This is a genomic window from Bifidobacterium adolescentis ATCC 15703 (assembly GCF_000010425.1).
Taxonomy (GTDB): domain Bacteria; phylum Actinomycetota; class Actinomycetes; order Actinomycetales; family Bifidobacteriaceae; genus Bifidobacterium; species Bifidobacterium adolescentis.
In genome coordinates, this window is sequence record NC_008618.1 from 491,994 (window position 1) to 518,173 (window position 26,180).

19 protein-coding genes and 3 tRNA genes are annotated in these 26,180 nt (G+C 59.6%); 21 read left to right on the plus strand and 1 reads right to left on the minus strand.

Annotated elements, in window-relative coordinates; translation table 11 throughout:
- The first annotated feature begins 50 nt into the window (after positions 1–50).
- From trmB to fucO, 14 genes are all read left to right on the plus strand, one after another.
- Entirely contained in the window at positions 51–935 is an 885-nt protein-coding gene (gene trmB, locus BAD_RS02085; RefSeq protein ID WP_011742862.1) for a tRNA (guanosine(46)-N7)-methyltransferase TrmB, read from the plus strand.
- A 145-nt stretch (positions 936–1,080) separates the two neighbouring features.
- Positions 1,081–1,152, plus strand: a tRNA-Glu gene (locus BAD_RS02090).
- Positions 1,153–1,177: 25 nt separating this feature from the next.
- Positions 1,178–1,251, plus strand: a tRNA-Asp gene (locus BAD_RS02095).
- A gap of 23 nt (positions 1,252–1,274) precedes the next feature.
- Positions 1,275–1,350: transfer RNA gene (locus BAD_RS02100), tRNA-Phe, on the plus strand.
- A gap of 255 nt (positions 1,351–1,605) precedes the next feature.
- Complete coding sequence (locus tag BAD_RS02105) at positions 1,606–3,762, plus strand: NAD-dependent epimerase/dehydratase family protein (protein WP_041777253.1); 2,157 nt, start codon at positions 1,606–1,608, stop codon at positions 3,760–3,762.
- A complete protein-coding gene (locus BAD_RS02110; protein WP_011742864.1) occupies positions 3,762–4,679 on the plus strand; it encodes a hypothetical protein in 918 nt (305 codons plus the stop codon). The genes BAD_RS02105 and BAD_RS02110 overlap by 1 nt, the downstream gene beginning before the upstream one ends.
- Positions 4,676–6,547, plus strand: a complete 1,872-nt coding sequence (locus BAD_RS02115) for a DUF2194 domain-containing protein (protein WP_050731442.1) — start codon at positions 4,676–4,678, stop codon at positions 6,545–6,547. Before BAD_RS02110 ends, BAD_RS02115 begins: the two co-directional genes overlap by 4 nt.
- Positions 6,544–7,962: a GT4 family glycosyltransferase PelF gene (pelF, locus tag BAD_RS02120; protein WP_011742866.1), complete on the plus strand. Its 1,419-nt coding sequence runs from the start codon at positions 6,544–6,546 to the stop codon at positions 7,960–7,962. The genes BAD_RS02115 and pelF overlap by 4 nt, the downstream gene beginning before the upstream one ends.
- 1 nt (position 7,963) lies before the next feature.
- Positions 7,964–9,442 carry an exopolysaccharide Pel transporter PelG gene (gene pelG / locus BAD_RS02125; protein WP_011742867.1) on the plus strand — a complete coding sequence of 493 codons (1,479 nt, stop codon included), beginning with the start codon at positions 7,964–7,966 and terminating at the stop codon, positions 9,440–9,442.
- 35 nt (positions 9,443–9,477) lie between these two features.
- Positions 9,478–11,286, plus strand: coding sequence for a CotH kinase family protein (locus BAD_RS02130; protein ID WP_041777480.1), 1,809 nt, complete (start codon positions 9,478–9,480; stop codon positions 11,284–11,286).
- Positions 11,276–12,106: a polyphosphate polymerase domain-containing protein gene (locus BAD_RS02135; protein WP_011742869.1), complete on the plus strand. Its 831-nt coding sequence runs from the start codon at positions 11,276–11,278 to the stop codon at positions 12,104–12,106. The genes BAD_RS02130 and BAD_RS02135 overlap by 11 nt, the downstream gene beginning before the upstream one ends.
- 125 nt (positions 12,107–12,231) lie before the next feature.
- Positions 12,232–12,897 carry a DUF4956 domain-containing protein gene (locus BAD_RS02140; protein ID WP_034524510.1) on the plus strand — a complete coding sequence of 222 codons (666 nt, stop codon included), beginning with the start codon at positions 12,232–12,234 and terminating at the stop codon, positions 12,895–12,897.
- Positions 12,898–12,922: 25 nt separating this feature from the next.
- Complete coding sequence (locus tag BAD_RS02145; RefSeq protein ID WP_041777254.1) at positions 12,923–15,109, plus strand: GGDEF domain-containing protein; 2,187 nt, start codon at positions 12,923–12,925, stop codon at positions 15,107–15,109.
- 178 nt (positions 15,110–15,287) lie between these two features.
- Positions 15,288–16,439 (plus strand): lactaldehyde reductase, encoded by a 1,152-nt coding sequence (fucO, locus tag BAD_RS02150; protein ID WP_003808254.1) that lies wholly within the window; start codon positions 15,288–15,290, stop codon positions 16,437–16,439.
- A 131-nt stretch (positions 16,440–16,570) separates the two neighbouring features.
- Here the strand turns inward: fucO and BAD_RS02155 are convergent, their stop codons facing one another.
- Complete coding sequence (locus BAD_RS02155; RefSeq protein WP_003808256.1) at positions 16,571–17,497, minus strand: glycosyltransferase; 927 nt, start codon at positions 17,495–17,497, stop codon at positions 16,571–16,573.
- A 54-nt stretch (positions 17,498–17,551) separates the two neighbouring features.
- Between BAD_RS02155 and BAD_RS02160 the strand changes: the two genes are divergently transcribed.
- The 7 genes from BAD_RS02160 to folP all read left to right on the plus strand — a co-directional run bounded on the left by BAD_RS02160 (position 17,552) and on the right by folP (position 26,164).
- The gene (locus tag BAD_RS02160) at positions 17,552–19,075 is read left to right on the plus strand and encodes an AI-2E family transporter (protein WP_011742873.1); all 1,524 of its coding nucleotides are present in this window, start codon (positions 17,552–17,554) and stop codon (positions 19,073–19,075) included.
- A complete protein-coding gene (locus tag BAD_RS02165; protein ID WP_003808260.1) occupies positions 19,075–20,298 on the plus strand; it encodes a glycosyltransferase family 2 protein in 1,224 nt (407 codons plus the stop codon). The genes BAD_RS02160 and BAD_RS02165 overlap by 1 nt, the downstream gene beginning before the upstream one ends.
- 71 nt (positions 20,299–20,369) lie before the next feature.
- Positions 20,370–21,842: a D-alanyl-D-alanine carboxypeptidase/D-alanyl-D-alanine-endopeptidase gene (locus tag BAD_RS02170; protein ID WP_407918981.1), complete on the plus strand. Its 1,473-nt coding sequence runs from the start codon at positions 20,370–20,372 to the stop codon at positions 21,840–21,842.
- A gap of 80 nt (positions 21,843–21,922) precedes the next feature.
- Positions 21,923–22,486, plus strand: coding sequence for a hypoxanthine phosphoribosyltransferase (gene hpt / locus BAD_RS02175; RefSeq protein ID WP_172458544.1), 564 nt, complete (start codon positions 21,923–21,925; stop codon positions 22,484–22,486).
- Positions 22,483–24,582, plus strand: coding sequence for an ATP-dependent zinc metalloprotease FtsH (gene ftsH / locus BAD_RS02180; RefSeq protein WP_011742875.1), 2,100 nt, complete (start codon positions 22,483–22,485; stop codon positions 24,580–24,582). The genes hpt and ftsH overlap by 4 nt, the downstream gene beginning before the upstream one ends.
- Positions 24,582–25,217 (plus strand): GTP cyclohydrolase I FolE, encoded by a 636-nt coding sequence (gene folE / locus BAD_RS02185; protein ID WP_011742876.1) that lies wholly within the window; start codon positions 24,582–24,584, stop codon positions 25,215–25,217. The genes ftsH and folE overlap by 1 nt, the downstream gene beginning before the upstream one ends.
- Positions 25,218–25,285: 68 nt before the next feature.
- A complete protein-coding gene (folP, locus tag BAD_RS02190) occupies positions 25,286–26,164 on the plus strand; it encodes a dihydropteroate synthase (RefSeq protein ID WP_041777256.1) in 879 nt (292 codons plus the stop codon).
- Positions 26,165–26,180 lie beyond the last annotated feature (16 nt).

The window sequence follows — 26,180 nt, forward strand, 5'->3', positions numbered from 1 at the left end:
ACGAACGCACACTAACGGCTCGTTCCTGCGTTTCCTCTATAAATTAGGGTATGCAACATGACGAAAACACGCCGACCGATGGTCGCAAAACAGAAGAAAACGCACAGAATATACAACATGTGCAGTCGGCCGCTGCTGACGGCAGGCCGGCCCTCTACGGTCGCAAGGTGCTGTCCTTCGTGCGGCGGTCCGCCCGGCTCGACGCGCGACTGCAGCGGGCCTGGGACACCTACGCCGATACGTATCTGCTGAACATCAACGCGGGCGAAGGGTCCCTCGGCGTGCGTGAGGGTTTCGTGTTCGACCAAGCCTATATCCGCGAAACGTGGGGCAATACCAATCCTCTGATCGTGGAAATCGGCTCCGGACAAGGCGAGAACGTCGTTGCCGCCGCAGCCGCCCGGCCGGACGTCAACTTCCTTGCGTTGGAAGTCTACGATCCGGGCGTGGCGCACACGCTGCTGCTCGCCGGCAAGCAGAACCTGAAGAACCTGCGGATCGCCCAGATCAACGCGCCAGAACTGTTCAAGGCGGCCGTCGACGGCTCGATCGCCGAAGTGTGGACGTTCTTCCCCGACCCGTGGCCGAAGATGCGCCATCACAAGCGCCGCATCGTACAGCCCGAGCTCGCTGCGGACATCCACCGCGCGTTGACGGACGAAGGCGTGTGGCGCATCGCCACCGACATCGAGGATTACGCGCTGCACGTTCACGAGGTGATGGACGAGCTGGACGGCTTCCATAACGACGGCGCATTGACCGTGAGCCTGCCCGTCGAGCACGTCGGCAAAGGCAACGCGGATGAGGCGGCCGCATTGCGACACGCCGATTTCGCTGAATCCGAGCGATTCGATGGCCGTGTTTTGACCAATTTCGAGAAGAAGGGACTTGCCGCCGGGCGCGTGATTCACGATTTCACCTATCGTCGCGTGTAATGCGATAAGGCTTGGAATTTCAGTGTTTTACGAGGATTCCTGTCTTATTGTGGCGGTGTGTGACACCGGCGCGACACGCCGAGGTTTGCATGTCGGCCAGATTCGCGTATAGTAGGGCAAGTTGTCAAGCGGAAACGCTGAAAGCGCCCCCTTCGTCTAACGGTTAGGACACCAGACTTTCAATCTGACAACGAGAGTTCGACTCTCTCAGGGGGTACGTACCTTGGAAACAAGGTGGCAATGGCCGCGTAGCTCAGTTGGTTAGAGCGCCGCCCTGTCACGGCGGAGGTCACCGGTTCAAGTCCGGCCGTGGTCGCTGGAACAGCGCAAGTTGTTCATGGCTCTGTAGCTCAGTTGGTAGAGCGAACGACTGAAAATCGTTAGGTCAGCGGATCGATGCCGCTCGGAGCCACCAGATACACCCCGGAGCAATCTGGGGTTTTGTTTTTCTCGCATATCTTTTCCGATTTACCTGCGCGATTTCCGCTCGTTTCCCAGCACAAGCGCCATCCGAACCATATCGGCGAAAGACATACGCCCATTACCCCCAACGAAGAGGGATGTTCTGTCCCCTCTGTCGCTAAACTATGGTGCAGGTAGACAAGGGGTTGACGGCTGTACTGTTCCATGATGTTGACCTCTAAACGGGTGTATCCCTGGGGTGAGGCGAGTGGAGATACTGTTAATCGGCAACACCGACTTCGTGACGAAGCAGTGGATCGAGCACGCGTTCCCCCACGACAAGGTGGTGGTGGCCCTCCGCAAAGGGACCGAATCCAGCGGCGAGGATCTCAAAATCATCGACATGCCCGACCGTGACGCCATGTCGGAAGTGTTCTCCAACTACGAATTCGATCGAATCGTCTACTTCTCCGAAGATCTGACGCCTCGCAGCGAACGTGACGGCGACCTGGGCTACCTGCGCCGACTGCTGCACACCGTCCGCAATCGCAAGGTCCAGATGCTGATGGTGAGCGGGCCGGAATCGGAATTCACCTATCCGCAGGAAACGGACGTGCACGAGACCAGCAAAAGCCTGATGTCGCGTGCCGGCGAAGAGCTCGGCCTGTACTATGCGCGCACCTACGATCTGGAAGTGAAGATCGTGCGCTGCCCCTATCTGTACGCGCCGCAACGCAATGGCGTCACCGCATATTTCAACGGCTTGTTCGAACAGGCACAAGCGGGAGAACTGCGCTTCCATGAACGCGCCGAACAACGCACCTGCTTCCTATGCGCCGACGATCTGGCCGAACTTATCTACCGCATATTCGACGACTGGACCGCCGACAGCGAGCTGTTCCACGTTCCGAACGTGTTCGACTTCACTTACGGCGATTTGGGAACGCTGATCGCGGGATATTTTCCGGGAACGAAGGTCGTATACGGCGAGGACCGTCCGCAGGCATACCCCGCCGACGACCACGAATTGCGATTGCGGTACGGCTTTTCGCCACGATACTCGCTTCGCGAGGATTTTCCGCACGTCATCGAAGGCTGGTTGAAGCTCCGCGAGAACAAAACCGACAAGCATCCGGTATGGGATTTCCTACGCAGCCACAACAAATGGTGGACCGTGCTGGAAATCATCGGCGCGTTCCTGCTGACGGAATGGCTCCGCACTTTTACACAAGGCAACAGCCAGCTGGAAACCGTGGACCTGCGATTGCTGTTCGTGGTGATCGTCGGCACCATCTACGGGCTGCATGCCGGCGTGTTCGCAGCCGTACTGGCCTGCGCCGGCGTGGCCATGTCCTACGCGTCGCAGGGCGCGTCCTTCGCCCCGTTGTTCTACGACACATCGAACTGGCTTGCCTTCGTCATTTATTTCGTGGCCGGATCGGTATGCGGCTATGTGCAGTCGCGCAACCAGGAGAGCGTGAGGTTCGTGCGCGACGAGAACGGGTTGTTGCGCAATCGTCTGGACTTCCTGCGCGGGCTGTATCAGGATATGCTCGACGACCGCAGACAGTTGCGCGACCAGATCATCGGCAGACGCGACAGTTTCGGCAAACTGTACGCCGTGACCCGAGAATTGGACGAAGTGCAACCGCAGAAGCTGTACCATACGGCGATCCGCATCATGCAGGAAAGCCTCGATAGCGACAGCCTCGCCATCTTCCGAGTGGACAACGGCGGACAGTTCGCCCGTCTTGTGGCGGCGAGCCCACGGTTCGACGTCGGCAGCTTCCGCTCCGTACGCGTCTCGGATTACGGTGAAATCATCACCGCGCTGGAACACAACGGCATATGGGTGAACCGAACGTTAAAGGACAAATTCCCGATGTACGCCGTCGGCGTGCGTGACCGTGGCGAACTGGCCGTGATCATCACCATGGGAGAGGCCAAACCGGACCAGATGAACCTGTACTTCCAGAATCTGTTCAGCATCATGTGCGGTCTGGTCGAATCGGCCATGATCAGGGCCTTCGAATACGAGGACGTGGCGCGCCGGTCCATGCTGGTGCCGGGAACGAACCTGCTGAAGCCAGAAGCGTTCCTGCCGAAGGTGCTGGCTGCCAACGACCTCAAACACGACCATATGGGCGACCATCTGCTGCTCAAAGTCGAATGCGAGGGAAACCTTGAGGACGTGGACTCCCTGCTGATGCAAAGCATCCGCCAGACCGATGAGGCCGGCATGCTGACGGATGACGGCGTGTATCTGCTGATGAACCAGGCGGGGGAGAAGGAACTGCCGATCATCCTCAAACGTCTGACCCGTTCCGGCTTGCACTGCTCCTACGTTCCGCAGACCCAAGAGGATGCCCTGCTTTCCGAAGCCCGATCGCATATCGCGCAAGCCGACGATGGGGGTGAAAGCTGATGGGGTCGACGACTATCGCCGCGTTGATCATCATCGCCGTGCATCTGCTGGTCTGCATGACGCTGTGTCTGCTGCACCACGTCGGAGTGCTGAAAGTCGATGGACTGCTGCTCCCGTTCATGGCGTTGATTCCCCTATGGGGGCCGTTGAGCGTGGCGCTCATGCATTCGCGTGCCGTGCTTCGTGGGGGACGACGGATTCCCGCCGGTCTGCAGGAACTGAAGGTCGAGGATCAGGAACAACGCAACATTCTTGTGGACGACCGTACGGATTACGCCAACACCGTGCCGTTGGAAGAGGCGCTGATCGTGGACAATCCACGGCAGCGTCGTAATCTGATGCTGTCCATTCTTAACGAGAATCCCGGCCAATACGCCAATCTGCTCTCCCAAGCCCGTCTGAACGAGGACGTGGAAGTCGTGCATTACGCGGCCACGGCCATGGCGCAGATCAGCGCGAAGGAAGACATCGCGTTGCAGCAACGCATGGAGGAATACGAGCGGAACCGCGATTCGGACGAGGCGCTCGACCGGTACCGTGAGGCGCTCGAACACTACTTGGAATCCTCCATGGAACAGGGGTATGCCAGAACGTTGCAGATGCGCCGATACACCGACCTGCTCGCCGAACGGCTCAAACGGCATAACGACTACCGCACCGTATGCTCGTTGGCGAAGACGCAGATGGATCTCGGTTCGTTCGATGCCGCGTCTCGCACCATCGAAGCGGCGCTGTCCGCATGGCCGCGTCAAGGTGACGTCTGGCTGATGAAACTGCGATTGGAAGCCGCACGTCACGATGGCGAGGCGGTGCAACGCACCGTCCGGCACATCAAGGACGACCACATCTACCTTGGCGGCCGAGGCCACGACATCCTGCGATTCTGGCTCGGCGACAAGGAGGCTGGGCGCGCATGATACGTTCCGCATGGCGCATATGGAAGCGCTTCCGTTGGAAAAACCTGGTCCGCGTGTGGGCCGTATTCATGGCCATCGCCTTGGTGCTGTTGGCGCAAACCTTGGGCATCCACTACGGCGCGACGAAATTCACTTTGAAATACATGGCTCGTAACGAGGCCATTCCGGCCCAGAACGCCATCATGGGGCAGCGCGCCACGAACCTGATGCTCGTGGATAGTTCCCAGGATGGTGTGGACGAGGCCGAAACCATGATGAAACAGGTGCTGCTCGACATGAAAGTGCCGACCGCCACCGTGGATCTGGCCAAAACCGATCCCGACGACATCCCCTCATTGAATCGGTACCGCACCGTGCTGATCGTCATGCCGGAACTTGATTCGCTGGGGGATGAGCTGGTGTCCATCATGAGATGGGTTGAAGGCGGCGGCAACATGATGCTTGCCATGACGCCTGAAAAAACAGGCTATCTGGACGCGATCGGGCCTCAAATCGGCATCGAATCCTCCGCATACGACTACGTGATGACCAAAGGCATCAAGCCTGCCAGGGACTTTATGCTGGGTGGCGGGCACACCTACATGTTCAGTGGCCCGTTCAAATCGTCGTTGAGTCTGAACCTCAATGAGAAGGCCGCCGTCGAAGCGGTCAGTGCCAACGGCCATACGCCACTGATCTGGAGTGCCGATGTGCGTTCCGGACGAACCGTGACCTGCAATATCGGCATCTATGGCAAGGTGGTGCGCGGCTTCTATGCCTCCGCGTTCAGCCTGCTGGGTTCCGCCACGGCATACCCGGTCATCAACAGCGCCGCGTTCTATCTGGACGATTTTCCATCCCCGGTCCCCAGCGGAGACGCCACCTACATCAAACGCGACTACGGCATGAGCATCACCAACTTCTATTCGAAGGTCTGGTGGCCGGACCTGACCAAACTTGCGGAACGCTACGGTATTCGGTTCACCGGCGTGATGATCGAGAATTACGGGGACGATACGAAAGACGCTCCCGTACGGCAGAAGGACGAATCGCATTTCATCTATTTCGGCGGACTGCTGCTCAAACAGAACGGCGAAATCGGCTACCATGGCTACAACCATCAGCCGCTCGTACTGCCGAACACCGATTATGGCGACGAATACGCGTACCATCAGTGGCCGAATCGCAAAGCTGTCGTCGCCTCGCTGCGCGAGCTGATCGCATTCCAAAAGTCCGTGCTGCCGGCGGCCACAGCGTCGGTATATGTGCCGCCGTCCAACATCCTGTCCAAGGAAGGACGGCAGACAATCGGACGAGACGTGCCCGAAATCCGCACCATCGCCAGCACCTACCTGCCAAGCGACAGCAAACTTCCTTACGTGCAGGAATTCGGTGTGGCCGATGACGGCATCGTCGAGGCGCCGCGCATCGTCTCCGGCGGCATGGTGGGAAACGATTACATGCGGCTCGCCGCAGAATCCGAACTGAACATGCATTTCGTCAGCACCCACTTCATGCATCCGGACGACATGCTCGACCCTGACCGTGGCGCGAAAGAAGGCTGGGCGGTCTACAGAAAAGGCCTTGAGAACTATCTCGACTGGCTTGAAGTGTCCGCACCGTCCATCCGCATGCAGACAGGCACGGAATGCGCGTCCGCGGTGCAACGCTTTTCTGGACTGACTGTCAAGATGAGGGAATCCGCCAATGAGTGGGAATTCGACTTGGGCAATTTCAAGGACCAGGCTTGGCTGCTGCTCCGCGCGAACCATGGCACGCCCGGCAGAATCCAAGGCGGAAGCATGATCCGGATGACGGGGAATCTGTACCTCATCAAGGCCACGGACTCCACAGTGCACGTCGAACGCAAGGCTGGAGGCGCGGCATGAGAATCTGCCTGGTATTGGAAGGTTGCTACCCGTACGTGCATGGAGGCGTGTCCACATGGATGCACAGCTACATCACCGCCATGAAGGAACACGAGTTCGTGCTGTGGGTGATCGGCGCGAAAGCCAAGGACCGTGGCAAATTCGTGTACGACCTTCCATCCAACGTGGTGGAAGTGCATGAGGTGTTCCTCGACGACGCGTTGCGTCTGAGCGGTGAACATGCGAAAGTGATCTTCACCGACGAGGAAGTCAAGGCACTGCGTGAGCTGGTGAATCTGAGCGATCCCGACTGGGACGTACTGTTCAACCTGTTCCACAACAAAGGCGTGCATCCGCTGTCGTTCCTGCAAAGCAACGAATTCATCGACCTGTTTACGAAGATCTGCATGGAGGAATACCCGTACGTTGCCTACGCGGATGCGTTCCACACCGTGCGATCCATGCTGCTGCCGGTGCTGTACCTGATGACGGGAGAAGTGCCGAAAGCGCAGATCTACCATGCCATCTCCACCGGTTACGGCGGCCTGCTGGCATGCTTGGGCGGCAGTATCAACCACGCACCCGTATTACTAACCGAACATGGCATCTACACGCGCGAACGCGAGGAGGAGATTCTTTCCGCCGAATGGGTTGCGCCCGCGTTCCGGCAACGGTGGATCCGTTTCTTCGCCATGCTGTCGCAGGAGATCTACCGTAGGGCATGGCGTGTGACCAGCCTGTTCGGCCGCGCTCGCCAGACCCAGATCGACATGGGCGCTCCGGCAAGCAAATGCCTGGTCATTCCCAACGGCATCCAATACGAACGGTTCTGCGACATTCCACTCAAGCCTGAGGACGGTTGGGTGGATATCGGCGCCGTGGTACGTCTGGCTCCCATCAAGGACGTGAAAACCCTCATCCACGCGTTCAGCGAACTGTCGAACCGCGTGGACAATGTCAGGCTGCACATCCTCGGTGGTGTGGACGACCAGGACTATGCCGACGAATGCTATGAGCTGGTGAAACAGCTTGAAGTGAAGAACCTTGAATTCACCGGACGCGTGAATGTGGTCGAATACATGCGCAAACTGGATTTCACGGTGCTGACCAGCATCTCCGAAGGCCAGCCTCTGTCGGTGTTGGAATCGTTCGCGGCGGCCCGCCCTTGCGTGACCACCGACGTGGGCTGCTGCCGTGAACTGCTGGAAGGCGAGGAAGGCGACGACCTCGGCGTGGCCGGCTTCTATGTGCCTCCGATGTACCGCGAGGGCCTTGCCCGCGCCATGGAACGCATGTGCGCGAGCCGCAAGCTGCGCGAAGCCATGGGCCAAGTGGGACGCGAACGCGTGAAAACCTACTATCGGCATGAGCGCATGCTTGACGAATACCGTGCGCTGTATCTCGATACCGCCGACCATTACGGGTTGGAGCACTGATATGGCGGGAATCGGATTCGAACTCAAGAAACTGTTCCACCGCAAGGGCCTGGTCGCCATGGTGCGCGCCTACGGTTATGCCGGTGTGATCTGCACCGGACCGATGCTGCTGGGCATCCTGCTGCAGTTCGGCGTGCTGGCGGTCAGCGGTTGGTGGCACGTGCCCCGCGCGGACCAGAATCTGCTGGTCTGCATGATCACGTACACGCTGCTCGCCTCATTGGTGTTGACCAGCTTCCTGTCCATGCCGGTGACGCGTTTCCTTGCGGACATGCTGTTCGAACATCATGAGGAGACCATTCTTCCATCGTTCTGGGGATCCACGACCCTCATGCTGGCGGTGGGTGCGGTGCTGTACGCGGTGTTCCTGCTGTTTTCCGGCGCGACCCTCATGCAGGGGTTACTCTGCCTATGGCTGTTCCTGGAAATGATCGTCAATTGGAATGCGATGAGCTATCTGACGGCCATCAAGGATTACCAAGGCATCATGTGGTCGTTCGTCGCGGCGGTGGTCGTGGCGTTCCTGTCCGCATGCGCGATGATGGCGCTGGGCCTGCCGCAGGTGGAAAGCCTGCTGGCCGCAGTGGCGTTCGGCTACGGCGTGATGATGGTCTGGGACGTGGTGCTGCTGCACCGGTATTTCCCGCAAAGCTCGGAAAGCCCGTGGACGTTCCTCGCATGGCTGGACCGGTTCCTGCCGCTCGCCCTGACGGGACTGCTGACCACCCTCGGCTTGTTCTCCCACTTGGTGATCACCTGGTGTGGTCCGCTTGGCGTGCATGTGAAGGGACTGTTCTACGGTGCCCCCTACTATGATGTGCCCGCGTTACTGGCGTTCCTGACGATTCTGATCACCACCGTGAATTTCGTGGTGTCGGTGGAAGTCAATTTCTATCCGAAATACCGTGCCTACTACGCGCTGCTCAACGACGGCGGCACCGTGAAGGACATCGTGGTGGCCGAACGCGAGATGCTCGCCGTGCTCAACCGTGAGCTGTACTACACCGCGTTGAAGCAGCTGTTCGTCACCGCGGCGGTCATCTCGTTGGAAAAGATGGTGTTGGGCGTGCTGCCGCTCGGTTTCAACGATGGCATGCATGGTTATTTCCGTGTGCTGTGCGTCGGATACGCCCTGTACGCGGTCGGCAACACCATGCTGATGATTCTGCTGTATTTCACTGATTACTTCGGCGCGGTGTGCTGCGCCGCGATATTCGCCGGGTCGGCCACGGTCTTGACTGTTATTTCGCAGTTCGTTCCGGTCACGCTGATGGGATTCGGCTTCCTGCTGGGCGCGTCGGCGTTCCTGCTGGCCGCGGTCGTGCGATTGGCGGTGTTCACCGACAATCTGCCGTATCGTGTGCTCGGCGCGCAGCCGATTGTGGCGACCGAAAAGCGCGGATGGTTTACGAAACTGGGCGAAGCGTTGGACGAATTCGGCGAACGGCTGCATGGAACTTTCGGACGGAAGGAATCATGAGGGAAAGCGTGGAAAGCATGGAAAGGAACGGACGAATGACGATGGGTAATCGGCCGTGCGGCCGCAATGCCATATTCAAATGCGTGGCGATCATCGCCACGGTCGTGACGACGTTCTCCTGCGTCGCCTGCGGAAACGCTGCGGACAGTGGTTCCACGGCAGACAAATCGGCGGCGCAATCGCAAGGAAAGCATGAGAAAGTCAAGAAAAGCGCCACGCAGGGGCTTGACGGCGCGCATCTGCGTGACAACGACTCGCTGTACAAGGTGTATGACGACAGCGGTGTGGAAACCATGTATCTGACGGTCTCGCGCGGCAACAAGTCGGAAGGCACCGACCACAGTTGGAGCGAAATCAACCAGTATTCCGTGGATGATTACGCGGCCATGCGCACCAACCGGTACCAAGTCAACGGTCTGCTGCAGGTCGGCGACGAACAGGGGCCTGTATCCGGCGAACTCGGCTACGGTGAAAAAGCGCCGAACGCCACCGTGCAGGTGCGCGGCCAGTCGTCCAGTCTCAATAAGCAGAAGAACTACAAAATCGAGCTGAAAAGCGGCAAAGGCAAATGGCGCGGGCAGCGCACCATCGCATTGAACAAGCATATGGGCGAAGGGCTGCGATTCCGCAACAAGATGGCATACGACCTGATCCGCGGCATCGACCAGATGATGGGACTGCGCACGCAATTCGTGCACCTGTACGTCAAGGACGAAACCTCCGGTTCCAACTCCTTCGACGACTATGGCCTGTACACGCAGGTGGAGCAGCTCAACAAAAGCGCGCTCCAAGCGCACGGCCTCGACAAGAACGGCCAGCTGTACAAGGTCAACTACTTCGAATTCCAACGCGACGCGGACGTGATCAGACTCGCCGACGATCCCAAATACAATCTGTCGAAATTCGAGGAGAAGCTGGAGGTCAAAGGCAACAGCGACCATACCAAACTCATCGCCATGCTCAACCAGCTCAACGATTATTCGGTGCCGATGAGCAGCATCCTCGGCAAATATTTCGATACGGAAAATCTCGCATACTGGATGGCGTTCCAGCTGCTGACCGGCAACACCGACACGCAGAGCCGCAACATGTACCTGTACAGCCCTACGAATTCCGACACCTTCTATGTGCTGGACTGGGACAATGACGGCATGCTCATGCGCAAGGAGAACCAGCTGCGTAACACGTCCGAAGGTTCCAGCTGGGAACAGGGCGTCAGCAACTACTGGGGCAACGTGCTGTTCCGCCGCTGCCTGCAAACCAAGTCGTTCCGCGACGAACTCGACACGGCGGTGAAACGGGAATACAACTACATGAACGCCAATCGAATCAACGGCATGGTGAGCCACTACGAATCCATCACCAACCAGTACCTGTGGAAAACGCCGGATTCCACATACGAGCCGTTGACCCGCGCGCAGTATGACGTGGTGGCCGGGCAACTGCACGATGAGATCGAGCAGAACTACAAAACCTACCGGGAAAGCTACGACAAGCCCATGCCGTTCTTCATCGGCGCGCCGCAAGCCGACAATGGCAAGCTCAAAATCAACTGGGACACCTCGTTCGACTTCCGAGGCGAGGATCTGAGCTACGACATCACCGTGGCCAAGGACTATCTATGCAAGGACGTCGTCTTTAGCAAGACCAATCTGGCATTGCCCCAAATCGTGATGGACCTGCCGTCCGATGGACAGTATTTCGTTCGGGTGCGTGCGCGCAACACCTCCGGCAAGATGCAGGACGCCTTCAACTATTACGTCACGGAACATGGCAAGACGTACGGCACGAAATGCTTCTACATCAAGTCCGGCCAGGTCGTGGAGGACGACAATGGGCAGTGATGAGACCTCGACGTCGCTGCTGCGGCGAATCGGGCGGCGCGTCGGGCGGCGTATCGGCGAGGAGCTTGCCATGCCGCCACGCCGCTGCGAGGAACGTTACCGTCACGAGCTCAAATATCTGATTTCGTACGGTCAGAAGGCCGACCTGAACGTGCGCATGGCACCATTGCTCGACCATGACAGCCATGCCCGTGACGGCAGCTATACAATCCGCAGCCTGTATTTCGACGATTACTGGAACACCGCCTACCAAGAAAAAGTGGACGGCGTGCTGACACGTAAAAAATACCGCATCCGCATCTACGACTACAGCGACCGGGTGATCAAGCTGGAACGCAAGCGCAAAAGCGACAGTTGGATTTACAAGGAGGACGCGCCGCTCACGCACGAGCAGTTCGACCGGATACTGGCCGGCGACGTCGGATTCATGGAACACAGCGAACATCAGCTGTGCCGGGAATTCTACGTGGAATACGTGAGCAATGTGCTGCGGCCTCGGGTGATCGTCGACTACGAACGCGAACCATGGATCCTCGACGCCGGCACGGTGCGCGTCACGTTCGACATGGACGTGCGCGCCGCGGTCGACGGATTCGACATCTTCGACCGCACCCTGCCCACCCTGCCCGTGCTTGAGCCGGGCAAGCTGGTGATGGAGGTCAAATTCACCGAATTCCTGCCGCAGATCGTGCGTGACATTCTGCCAGGCAAGGCGCAGGAGATAACGGCCGCCTCGAAATACGTGCTGTGCTATGACAAAGCCTCGTATCTGCGGGGTTTCGACTACTGGCAGGAAGGCTGGAACGTGCCGAGCGTGTGACTTGAGCGCACCGGTCGGACGTATCGCGGAAGACCGAAAACAGACGGACGAAAACGCGCAGCCGAAAACATCGGCAATCGTAGAAAACGTAATAACCGAACAATCGCAAAAGAGAAAACGAAACCATGAGCGTAAACGACATGATCAAGAAATCGGTGCTGAACTCCTTCAGCCAATACAACGTGCCCAAAATGGCGCTGGCCCTGCTGGTGGCGCTGCTGGTGGGCATCGTCATCTACTGCGTATACCGGCGGTTCTACACGGGCGTCGTGTATTCGCGCAGCTTCGCGGTGACGCTGGTGGGCATGTGCGTGCTCACCTGCATGGTCACATTGGCCATCAGCACGAACATCGTGATCTCGCTTGGTATGGTGGGCGCGTTGTCCATCGTGCGTTACCGTACCGCCGTGAAGGATCCGATGGACCTGCTGTACCTGTTCTGGGCCATCACGTCCGGCATCGCGGCCGGCGCGGGCATGTATCTGCTGGTGGTGGTCGCCGGCGCGGTGATGATCGGCATGCTCGCCCTGTTCTATTCGCATCAGGACAAGGGCCGCGTGTACATCGCGGTGATCCATTACGCTTCCGACGCGGTCGGGGACGACATCACGCGCGCGTTCGGCCGCACGAAGTTCTTCGTCAAATCCAAAACCATGCGTGGCGACCATGTGGAGATGGCCGTGGAAGTGTTCTGCGACGACAAGGACATGACGTTCGCCGAGCGGATTCGTGCCATCGAGGGTGTTGAGGACGTCACCCTGATACAGTACAACGGTGAATATCACGGATAGGACGTGGTGACAGGAAGGAATCTGTTTGGCTGACACACCGGAAATGGGCAGGACGCCGTCCACCGACGAGCTTGTGCCGGAGCTGACGTTCGACGAGATCGACCGTGCGTTCGACAACAACGAGTTCTGCTTCTACCTGCAGCCCAAATGCAATGCGGCTACGGGTGCCATCGTCGGTGCCGAGGCGCTGGTGCGTTGGAACCACCCCAAATATGGTGTGGTATCTCCGGGCAGGTTCGTTCCCATGCTGGAACAGGCCGGACAAATCTCCCGACTGGACGTGTTCGTATGGCGTTCCGTGGTCCGGATGCTGGCACGTTGGGAACGTGAGGGCCGCAATCTGGTGCCGATTTCCGTGAACGTCTCCATGGTGGACATCGACCAGATGGATGTGGCGGACACGCTCACCGGACTGCTGAACGAATACGATGTCGACGCTCGGCTGCTCCAAGCGGAAATCACCGAAAGCGCCGTGGCCAGGAACCTGTCCAAAGTGGAAAGCACCATCCGCAAGCTGCATGCGGACAACATCGCGGTGCTGATGGATGATTTCGGATCGGCGTATTCGTCGCTGAACATGCTCAAGGACATCAACGTCGATGTGATCAAACTTGACATGAAATTCATCGACCTCGATGAGGACAATGCCAGCAAAGGGCTGAAAATCGTCGAATCGGTGGTCAACATGGCCAGAAAGCTGCGACTGCTGGTCATCGCCGAAGGCGCACAGACCAAACAGCAGGTCGACCAGCTGCTGTCCGTGGGATGCCGGTACATCCAAGGGTATTACTTCCACGAACCGCTTCCGGTGGGACGGATGGAGAAGCTGTTGGCCGAACGTCCCGACGACCGGCATTTCTGGGATATGTCAAACGATTTCATGCATGGCAGCTATGTGCCCGTCAACGGCCGTACCATGCTTGAGACGTCCGCGCTCGCCGCCAGCACCTTCGAGATTCTGGCCAATGGCGTGGCGGAACTCTCCCGACTGAATGTGAAGACGGGCGAGTACCGCGCGGTCAAACGCGATGGCATACTGCCGACGCCGGAAACCGATGATTTCGAAACCTACGTGCAGACGCTGATCGCCGAACGCGTGGTGCATCCGGACGATGCCGACAGGTTCCGTGCTGATATGGATCTGGCTTCGCTCCGTTCGCTGCTGTTCTCGCAGAAATCCGCGTTCGGAGTGTACCGCAGTGAGGTGCTGGCCAGAACCGGCATAATCTCCTTCGCGGTGATTCCCTCACGTGAATGCTCCGAAAGCGATCCATGGGCCGTGGTGATGGTTGGCCGGAACCTGCCGATAGAGTCCTTTGTCCGGTTGAACGGCGAGGAGTACCGACGGGATTCATTGACGGGGCTGCTCAACCGCAACGCTTTCGACGATGATGTGGAATTCATCCAAGCCACCCATGACAAGCCGTTGACGGTGATGTACATAGATCTGATTGGCCTGCATGAGATCAATAATCATTTGGGTCATGCCAGAGGCGACGTGGTGCTGTGCGAGCTTGCGGATGCGGCGCGCGCCTATTTCGGCGACGATAATATCTACCGCATCGGCGGCGACGAGTTCGTGATCATCAGTTTCGCCCATTCGATGGCGCAGAGCGCCCGACAGATGGAATATATGCGTCAGGAGCTGCTTGATCACGGTTGCGAGCTGTCCGTGGGCATGGCCGAATCCGATGACGGCGAGGATATTCCGGATCTGGTCAACCAGGCGGAAAACGAGATGCGCAAAGACAAGAAGCGCTACTACGCCAGCGGCAGCGGCAAAAGGCAGTTGCGCACGTTGAACAAGCAGCTTGAGGACATCCTGGTACGCAACAAAGACATGGAATCGTTGCTGCAGCATTTGAATACACGGTATTCGATCGCTTATGTGGTCAATCTGCGTGCCGATACGCAACGGCCGGTCGTGGTTCCCGGCTATGTGCAAAAAATGCTTGACAAACATGGCGGTTCCTTCCACGAGATGCTGCTCGACTATTGCGACAAATTGGTGGCGCCGGCCTACCGGGACGGCTTCCGCATGCTGTTCGACTATGATTACGTCCGCGACCGGATATGCAGGGAAGGCGCTATACGGTACGCCTATGTCAGAAACGACGGCGAACGGTTCCTGATTACGATTTTCCCCGACACCCATTCCGTGGACGAGGTCATGTGGGTGTTCGCCAAAGAAGACACGTCGTCCGAAGAATAGGATTTCGGGCATCGGACGGCATGCTGTCCGGTTTTGCCGGTGTTGTGGGATATTGACGAAAAAATTGTGTGTCGTGGGTGCTTCCTCGCATGGAAAAGGGCTTATGATGAAACCGTTGGCCGCGGCAATGGATGCCGTGGTCTTCGCTTGAACACACAGTCGCTTAAAGGAGAGCACTATGGTCTATCGCATGATTTTCAACCAGACCGCGTATTTCGGCCGCGGAGCCATCAAGGAGATTCCGGGCGTCGCCAGGTCCCATGGCTTCACCAAGGCGTTCATCGTCACCGATCCGGTGCTGCTGGAGACCGGCACCGTCAAGAAGGTCACCGACGTTCTTGACGAGGCGGGCATGCCGTATGAGGTGTTCGACAACGTCAAGCCGAATCCGCCGGTCGAATGCATCCAGGATGGCGTCGCCAAGTTCGCAGCCTCCGGAGCCGACTTCCTGATCGGCCTGGGAGGTGGTTCCCCGCAGGACACCTGCAAGGGCATCGGCATCGTGACTGCCAATCCGGAATTCGCCGACGTGCTGTCCCTTGAAGGCGTGGCCGACACCAAGAACCCGTCCGTGCCGATTTTCGGTGTGCCGACCACCGCTGGCACCGCATCCGAAACGACCATCAACTATGTGATCACCGACACGGCCAACAAGCGTAAGTTCGTGGCCGTCGACCCGCACGACATCCCAATCGTCGCCTTCGTGGATCCGGACCTGACCGACTCCATGCCGCGCGGCCTCAAGGTGGCCACCGGACTCGACGCCCTGACCCACGCCATCGAAGGCTATATCACACCGGGCGCGTGGAGCCTGTCCGACTGCCTGTCCATGCAGACCATCCGCATGATCGCCAAGAACCTCGCCAAGAGCGCCGATGGAGACATTCCGGCCGGCGAACAGATGGCCTACGCCTCCTACATCACCGGCATGGCCTACTCCAACGTCGGCCTCGGTCTGGTGCACGGCATGGCCCACCCGCTGGGCGGCCGCCTCGGCGTGGCGCACGGTGTGGCCAACGGCATCCTGCTGGCCCCGGTCATGGAATACAACAAGGACTACACCGGCGAGAAGTACCGTGACATCGCCGACGCCTTCGGTATCGCCGACGCCTACACCGGCGACATCGAAACCGTGCGTGAAGAGGCCGTCCAGGCGGTGCACAAGCTCACCGTGGATCTGAAGAACCCGACCAAGATCTCCGAAGTTGGCGCCACCGAAGCCGACCTGGAGCCGCTGGCCCATGACGCCTTCCACGACGTGTGCACGCCGGGCAACCCGCGCCAGGCCACCCAGGAAGACATCCTCGCCATCTACAAGAGCCTGATGTAGGTCCGACTGCGGTAGGCGCAATCGCAAAACCGCAATCGTAAAAACAAAACGGACGGCATCGATCGCATGGTCGGTGCCGTCCGTTCGCTATCCGCGGAAAATACGCCGCGAATAATCGCTATACCTAATCGCTATTCCTCGTGCTTCTCGCTCCACTCCTCATCAGTGGGAGTGTCGTCATACAGCTCATGGCCTTCCTGTTCGGCCAATTCCATCTGCTCGTTGATCCACGCGGCCTCGGCCGGATTGATATCAGCGGTGTTCAACACCTTCTGCCACACCGGATACAGCAGATGCATCACAGGATATAACGCGGTGATGAGGATTTCCGGCTTGTGCTTGCGGTAATGCTGCGGATGCGCGTTGAACGTGTTCTTGAAACGGCGCATATAGTTGAGGAACGATGCCGGAGACGTGTCCATACGACGTGCGCTGATGCCCGCGATCATCCGCGGACAATACACGGTCTTGAGATCCTTGCCCAACAGATGCAGCGAGATGTCGATGTCCTCATGCATCACATCCGCCTTGTCTTGGCAGACCTCGTCGGCGATTTCGCGCCAGGCGGTGGCGCGCAGGGCCATGTTGGAACCGAACAGCAGAGGTTGCCCATCATCGGCCCTATAAATACGTTTGCGGGTGGAATTGTCCCCGCGAAGCCCGAAATGACGGCTCGGCAAATCGTAATACATCACCGGACCGGTGGCGCCCATCGCATCCGGATCCTCGGTGAAAATGCCGGACACCACCTCCACCCAGTCCGGGCGGATCATGCAGTCGGCATCGAAACGGCCAAGAATATCGCCGGTGGCATGATTCAAACCATAATCACGCGTTGGAATCAGACCCTGCTCATCATCCTGATGCAGCAGCTTCACCGGCGCTTCCGGATGGTCCTTCATGAACTGCTCCACCACGGCAACGGTCGAATCAGTGGAACGGTTATCGACGACAATCACCTCATGAGGCATCACGGTCTGCCGGGTGGCGTTGAGCAGGCAATCGTTGATACGCTCCTGTTCATTCCAGGCGGGGATGACAATTGAAACGTTCAGCATGGTTTCAAGAATAGGTTCCAGCCCGTACACGGTGCCTGTCTACAATAAGGAGCCATGAGCGAACGCGAACAGCATATGGATACGGACAAGAGGACGGGAACGTCCGGACAGTGCGGCAATACCGACGAAATGCGTTGGGATCTCGGCACGCTGTTCCCTGCGAAAGGCGATCCACGCAGACCTCCGGAATGGCTGGGTCGCGCGCTGCTGTACATCGCCATCGCCATCGTGCTGCTCTCCTTCTGCTGGCGCAGTTGGGGCAAAATCGAATACCTCATCATCGACGTCGTCATCTCGCTGTTCCTGGCGCTCGCCGTGGAGCCGGTGGTGATTCCGCTGGTCAAGCATGGCTGGAAGCGTTCGTTCGCTTCGATTTTCGCGTTGCTGATGTTGGGTGTCCTGCTTTGCGTGATGTTCGGTCTGTTCGGCAATCTGTTCGTGCAGCAGGTCATCGCTTTGTGCAACGGTCTGCCGGCCCTCTACCAGCAGATCTGCGATTTCGTGGCGCAATACACGGATTTCAAGCTTCCTGAGATCAACAGTCTCGGCGGTGAGATTCTGAAGAACATCCAGACCTCGTGGGTCACGGATTTCGCGGGCACCGCCATCAGCACGGTGTCCGGATTCTTCAGCTTCCTGCTGAACCTCATGACGGTGATCATGACCACGTTCTACATTTCGGCGGCCGGCCCGAAGCTGCGCCGCGCGGCCTGCCAGTGGATGGCTCCCTCCGCGCAGCGCCGGTTCCTGTTCGTCTGGACCGTCAGCCAGACGCAGATCTCATCGTTCCTGTTCTCACGTGCCATCCTCGCCGTGCTCAACGCGTTCTTCACCTCGATCTGCCTGATGGCGTTGCACGTGCCGTATTGGATGCCGTTGGCGTTGTTCTGCGGCGTCGTATCGCAGTTCATCCCGATGCTCGGCACGTACATCGGCGGCGCGTTGCCGGTGCTGTTCGCCTGGGGCAGCTGTGGTTTGTGGCAGGCGATCGCCGTGGTGGCGTTCATCTGCGTCTACCAGCAGATCGAAAACCTGATCTTCGCGTCGAAGATCTCCCGCCGCACCATGGACGTCAACGATGCGGTCGCCTTCCTTGCCGTCCTGGCCTTCGGCTCGCTGTTCGGCGCGATCGGCGCGTTCCTGGCGCTGCCTATCGTCGCCTCGATCCAGACGATCGCCCGCACCTACACCAAGCGGTACGATCTGGTCGATTCGCCGCTGATGGACGATCCGGTTCCGGACAAGAAGTCGAAGCTGGTGGAAGGCGCCGAAGTCATCAGCGAGCACCTGCACGCCGTGCCGCGCGCCGTGCAGGGGTCGAGCGCGCATGTGCCGATTCCCGACGACGTGCGCTTCCTGCAGGAGCAGGCGTACAATATCACTCGGTCCGACGAGACCGGGGATGCCGACGAATCGCAGACCGTCGCCATTCCGAAGCGCGTGTTGGACGGGGTCGATCGCAAGCCGCTGCGGGGAACCGCGGAAGCGGACGGAGCGCAGACGGAAGCCGGACCGCAGGTAGCGGACGGGTCGCAATCGCAGGGAACGGATGACAATCCGAGAAGTAGGTGGCGTTAATGGTATTGCTGAGCGTACTTGATGTCGTGCTGGTGGTTTTGGGCGGCGCCGGCATGCTCTACCAAGCGGTCTGCATCGTCATCTCGCTGTTCGCCAAGCCGATCAAGTTCCCCGAAGCGCCGATGAACAAACGGTACGCGGTGCTGATTTCCGCGCGAAACGAAGCGAACGTCATCGGCAACCTCATCGACTGTCTGCATTCGCAAACCTATCCGAGCGAGCTCATCGACATCTGGCTGGTGGCCGACAACTGCACCGACAACACCGCCGAAGTGGCCCGAAACATGGGATGCCACGTCATCGAACGATTCAACAAGGAGCAGGTCGGCAAAGGCTACGCGCTGACCTATCTGCTCGACCAGATGAACGAGTCGGGCGCATCCGACCCGTATGACGCCTTTTTCGTGTTCGATGCCGACAACAAACTCGACAAGCACTACATCGAGGAAATGAACAAGGGCTTCCAAGCCGGTTTCAAAATCCTCACCAGCTACCGCAATTCCGTGAACCTGTCCGACAATTGGGTGTCGTCCGGTTCCGCGTTGTGGTTCATCCGCGAATCGCGCTTCGTTTCCGCCTCCCGCATGTGGCTCGGCAACAGCTGCCACGTGGGCGGCACCGGCTTCATGTTCTCCCAGGAGATCATGCGTCGCAACAACGGCTGGAAATTCCACCTACTCACCGAGGATCTGGAATTCACCATGGACAGCGTGCTGCACGGCGACCGCATCGGCTACTGCGGCACCGCCATCCTGTACGACGAGCAGCCGGTCACCTTCGCGCAAAGCTGGCGTCAACGCCTGCGTTGGAGCAAGGGCTTCCTGCAGGTGTTCCGCTATTACGGACCGGCGTTGATCAAGCGCGCGGTCAGGGAACGTGATTTCTCCGCCGTCGATTTCACGCTGCTGCTGTGCCCGTTCACCGTGCTCGGCATCGCACGCGTGCTGTTGGGCATGCTGTTCGCCGCCTGCGGTTTCGTGACATGGCAAAGCCAGCTGAATTCGCTGACCGGCTGGACATCCGGCATTGTGATATCGGTGATCGGCATGATGGGACTCGCCGCATTGACCATCGTGGCGGAACGCGATCACGTGGGCGCCACCAACAAGGAGCTGCTCGCCTACGTGCTGGCCTTCCCGATCTACATGCTGAGCTATGTGCCGATTTCGTTCCAGGCGGTGTTCGCCAAGTCCGAATGGAAGCCGATCGAGCATAAGGGCTGAGGCTTGCCCGCGGCGGTGTGAACGGTCATGAGATGTTTCGTGGCGATCCATACGGTGCGGATGGTGAAAAGATGACGAAGAGAGGGTGTGGTTTGGCTATGGATGACGCTGGCGATTACCGCTATACGCGACGACGCCGAGCAATCACGGTGGCGGTTTCCGTCGTGGCCACCGTCGCACTGTGCGTCGGCTATGCAGTGGCCGACATGTGCGATGTCGTACCGGGCGTCCTCACATTGCGCCATGTCGAACATTCGACGGCCGCCGCTGCCGGCCGTTCGATCGAGGCGGCCGACGTGATCGCCGACATCGACGCTTCCAAGACCATCGATCCGGCCGCTGCGCGCGCGCTGACCGACGCGTTCCGAGCCTCAGCCGCCGGCTTCGGCGGCGAATTCTCCATCGCCATCGCCGACGCGTCGGGCAACGTGGTCGCGGAAAACAACATCGACGTGCCCCGCACGCCAGCATCCACCATGAAAACGTTGACGGCGTATGCGGCCGCCGTCGAACTCGACATGGGCAAGACCCTGGACACGCAGACCTATCTGGAACAGTCCCAGGACGGCACCGCGCGGCTGGCGCTCAAAGGCAACGGCGACATGCTGTTGGGAGCCGGAGCGTCCGACGCGAACCACATCAACGGACGTGCCGGATTGGGCACGCTTGCCGGGCGGACCGCACAGGCGTTGCGGCAGCGTGGCATCACCTCCGTGACATTGGCTTATGACGACACACTGTTCGGCAACGACCGCTGGCCGCAAGGCATCGCCGAACTCGACACGGACCACCTGTACTACGCCCCGACAGCTTCCATGGCCGTGGACGGCGGCAGGAATTGGAACGGGACAGGTCCGGCCAATCCTGATGTGTTCTCGGCGTATCCGGCATTGAGCATGCAGCCGGCGCGTGACGCGGCGCTGGTGTTCCAGCAGCGGCTGGCCGAACAGGGCATCACGGTTCAGGGATTTGTATCGCAAGGCACGGTTGCGGGGGCATCCCATCCGCTTGCCTCCGTGCGTTCGGCGTCGTTGAACGAGATTATGGCGTTCACCATGCGGCATTCCGACAATTCGCTCGCCGAGGAATTCGGCAGGCTGCTGGCGTTGCAGGTCGGCGCGGACAATTCGCCGGCTGGCGCGGTGCAGGCTGTAAAAAGCGTGCTGGAGCGCAAAGGCATCACTACGACCGGGCTCGACATGCGCAATTGTTCGGGACTTACGGAGGATTCGAAACTGACGGCGCGCACCCTGCTCGAAGTGCAACTGCGCAATCTGGCTGCGGGATCGGGGGCGGCCGCAGCCGAAGGAATGTCCGTCATGGGCTTCGTCGGCACCGCTGAGAGCCGTCTGAACGATGCTGACGAAGCGGGGCTGATCCGTGTGAAAACCGGCAGTCTGGGCGACGTGACCTCCATGACCGGCAATGTGTCGCGGTTGAACGGCGGAGCGTTGACCTTCGCGGTGATCGTCAACAATCCCACCGATTTCGCGGCGGCGAAGGCGGCCATCGACACATTCGTGGCCGGTCTGCCGAAGCTGTGAACGGCCACGTGTGAATCTTCCCAGCGGATATTCAGCATATAGCCAGAAACACGTCATTCGCATGTGCCAAGATGGTGGGCATGCGAATCGCTGACGTACAAGAAGACATTGATCACGAGCTGATCAGCAAAGAAGAGATCTCCGACATCATCAACCGTGCCGCGGCACAAGCCAGTGAAGACTATCGTGGCAAGAACCCGCTGCTGGTCTGCGTGCTCAAGGGAGCCGTGAACACGCTTGCGGCGTTCTCCCAGGCCATGAGCATTCCGGTCCAAATGGATTTCATGAGCCTGTCGAGCTACGGTTCCGGCACGGAGTCGAGCGGCAAGATCACGGTTCGTCAGGATCTGTCCACGGATGTGCGAGGACGCCATGTGCTGATCGTTGAGGACATCATCGATTCGGGCATCACCCTGGCTTGGCTGGTCGACGAGCTCAAGCGCCGTAGAGCGGCTTCCGTGGAAATTTTTGCGCTTCTGGAGAAGCCGGCACGTCGCAAGGTCAATGTTGATGTGAAATACAAGGGACGTGAGATTCCCGATGAATTCGTGGTCGGTTTCGGCTTGGATTACGACGAGTACTACCGCAACCTCGATTCGATCGCGGTGCTGAAGCCGTCAGTCTATGAAGGAGGTCAGGCATGAGTTTCCCTGGTCCGAACCAGCCGCCAAGCAATGGCGGCGGCAACAAGCCCAACGGGGGTAGTAACCCGTTCACCAATCCGTTTAGCCGCAACGATGACGGCAAGAACGGTGGCAGCGGGGCGAACGGCAACAAGTCCAACGGCCCCCGTCCGTTCTGGCAGTCGCCGTGGCTGTGGGTTGTGGTCGTGGCATTGCTTGCCGTGACCATGTTCCAGCTTTTCGCCGGTGCGGGCTCGCAGACCATCGACACCAAGGATGGCATGCAGATCCTCAACGGCAACACCGTCGAGTATGCGACGATCGTGGACAACACCCAGCAGGTCAAGCTCAAGCTGTCGAGCGATTACTCCGCCACCGACCCGGACACCGGACGTACGAAGAACTACGGCAAGAACGTGCAGTTCTACTACACGTATGCGCAGTCCGCGGCCGTGGTCAAGGCCGTGCAGAAGGCCGATCCGGCCAAGGGCTGGACCGCGTCCATGCAGCAGACCAGCATTTGGACCTACCTGCTCACCTCGCTGTTGCCGTTCCTGATCATCTTCGGCCTGTTCTGGTTCCTGATGAGCCGTATGGGCGGTGCCGCCGGCGGCATGTTCGGCATGGGCGGCAAGAAGAACAGCGGCAAACTGCTCGACGGCCAGACCCCGACCACCAAGTTCTCCGACGTGGCCGGCGAAGACGCTGCCGTGCAGGAGGTCGAGGAAATCAAGGACTTCCTCAAGGACCCGTCCCGTTACAAGGCTTTGGGCGCCCGCATTCCGCGCGGCGTGCTGCTGTACGGCCCTCCAGGCACCGGTAAGACGCTGCTGGCGCGCGCCATCGCAGGCGAGGCCGGCGTGCCGTTCTACTCCATGGCCGGCTCCGACTTCGTGGAGATGTTCGTGGGCCTTGGCGCCTCCCGTGTGCGTGACCTGTTCGATGAGGCCAAGAAGAACGCTCCGGCCATCATCTTCATCGATGAGATTGACGCTGTCGGCCGCAAGCGTGGCGGTTCCGGCATGAGCGGTGGCCACGACGAACGCGAGCAGACGCTGAACCAGCTGCTCGTCGAGATGGACGGCTTCGGCAACGATACGAACCTCATCATCATCGCTGCGACCAACCGTCCGGATGTGCTCGATCCGGCATTGCTGCGCCCGGGTCGTTTCGACCGTCAGGTGGCCGTCGAAGCACCTGATTTGGAAGGCCGCGAGGCGATTCTGAAGGTACACGCCAAGGGCAAGCCGTTCGTGCCGGACGTCGACCTGCATATGATCGCCGTGCGCACGCCGGGCTTCACCGGCGCCGACCTTGCCAACGTGTTGAACGAAGCCGCGTTGCTGTGCGCCCGTGCCGGCGCCCAGCTCATCGACAACCGCGCCATCGACGAGGCCATCGACCGTGTTCAGGCCGGTCCGAAGCGTCGTTCCAAGGGCATGGCTCTCGACGAGCTACGCAACACCGCATATCACGAGGGTGGCCATGCGCTGGTCGCGGCCGCCATGAACGACACCGATCCGGTGACCAAGGTGACGATTCTGCCGCGCGGCCGTGCACTGGGCTACACCGCGGTCATGCCAACCGAGGACCGTTACTCCATGTCCCGCAACCAGCTGCTCGATCAGATGGCGTACGCCATGGGCGGCCGTACCGCCGAAGAGGTCGTGTTCCACGACCCGACCACCGGCGCGTCCAACGATATCGAGAAGGCCACGAACATCGCGCGTCAGATGGTGCTCGACTACGGCTTCTCCGAGAAGCTGGGCGCCATCAAGTGGTCCGACGACGAGCAAAGCGATCTCGGCGCGCTCACCCACAAGTACTCCGCGCACACCGCCGAAATCATCGACGAGGAAGTGCTCAAGCTTGTGGAGACCGCGCATACCGAAGCATGGAACGTCATTAACGAGAACCGCGACATCCTCGACGAGCTGGTACGTCAGCTGCTCGTCAAGGAAACGCTCAACGAGAAGGAGCTTGCCGCCATCTTCGCCAACATCAAGAAGGCGCCGAAGCGCGAGGTCTGGTTGAGCGACGAGAAGCGTCCCGATTCCGACATTCCGCCGGTCCCGATTCCCGACAAGCTGAAGAAAAGCGCAGGATTGACCAACTGATGAGCGATACCGATTTCGATACCCTCCTCGACGACAAGGCCCGTGCCGCTCATGCGGCCGGGCCTGTCGGCTATGACGAGGAAGGCGTGCGCCAGGCCGTGCGCCTGTTCTTGAAGTCCATCGGCGAGGATCCGGACCGTGAAGGTCTGCTGGACACGCCGGACCGTATCGGGCGCGCGTGCAAGGAGCTGTTCGCCGGCCTCGGACACGGGCCGGAGGAAGTGCTGAAAACCCGTTTCAAGGTGGACACCGACGAAATGGTGCTGGTGCGCGACATTGAGCTGTTCTCCGTCTGCGAGCATCATCTGCTGCCGTTCCATGGCGTGGCCCACGTCGGCTACATCCCGCAGAACGGCCAAGTGGCGGGCTTAAGCAAACTGGCACGGTTGGTGGAACTGTACGCACGCCGTCCGCAGGTGCAGGAGCGGCTTACCCAGCAGGTGGCCGACGCGTTGATGGAAGGCATCGACGCGCGTGGCGTGATCGTGGTCACCGAATGCGACCACATGTGCATGGCCATGCGTGGCGTCAAGAAGGCGCAGTCCCGTACCGTCACCTCGGCGGTGCGAGGATGCATGCGCGACGCGGCCACGCGGACCGAGGCGATGAGCCTGATTCTGTCGAACCATTCGTAAGTGCGCTTTACCGGGCGGAATCGGACAGAACCGAACGGAAGAACGGAATGAATGAAGGAAGAAAACCGATGGCGATTGATATGAAGGCGATTCATGATAGCCAGCGCACGTTGGTGATGGGCGTGCTCAACATCACGGAGGATTCCTTCTCCGACGGCGGCCTCTGGCTTGCTCCGGAGGCGGCCAAAGCCCATGGCGAGGCGATGATGAAAGCCGGTGCCGACATCATCGACATCGGAGCGGAATCCACCCGTCCGGGAGCCAAACGCGTCAGCGAAGCCGACGAGAAGGCCCGTGTGCTGGGCGCTGTGGACGCGCTGATTCCCGAAGGGGCGGTGCTGTCCATCGACACCACGCGCGCTTCGGTGGCGTTGGCCGCGCTCGAACATGGCGCGCAGATCATCAACGACGTGTCCGGCGGCCAGTTGGACCGCGAACTGCCGCATGTGGTGGCCGACCATTCCGACTGCCTGTACATCGTGCAGCATTGGCGTGGCTGGCTTGCCGGCGCCGCAGGCAATGTGCCGGACGCCGACACCTCCCGCTACGAGCATGGCGTGGTGAATGACGTGTATGACGAGCTGATGCGTCAGGTGGATGCGGTGCTTGAAGCCGGGGTGCAGGCCGAACAGGTCATCATCGACCCGGGCCTGGGCTTCTCCAAGCCGGGCGTGGAGCATAACCTGCCGATTCTGGCGGCGCTTGACCGGTTCAACGCGACTGGCTATCCGGTGCTGATCGGCGCGTCCCGCAAACGTTTCGTCGGCTCGCTGCTTGCCGGCGCCGGTGTGACCGAGCCGGACATGGCCTCAAAAGACAACGCCACCGCGGCCATCAGCGCCCTGTGCGCGGAACATGGCGTGTGGGCCGTGCGCGTGCATGACGTGGCGAAAAGCCGCGACGCGGTCGCCGTCGGCAACGCATGGCGCGAGTATGCGAACGCGTGACCGTGCGAATCGCAGA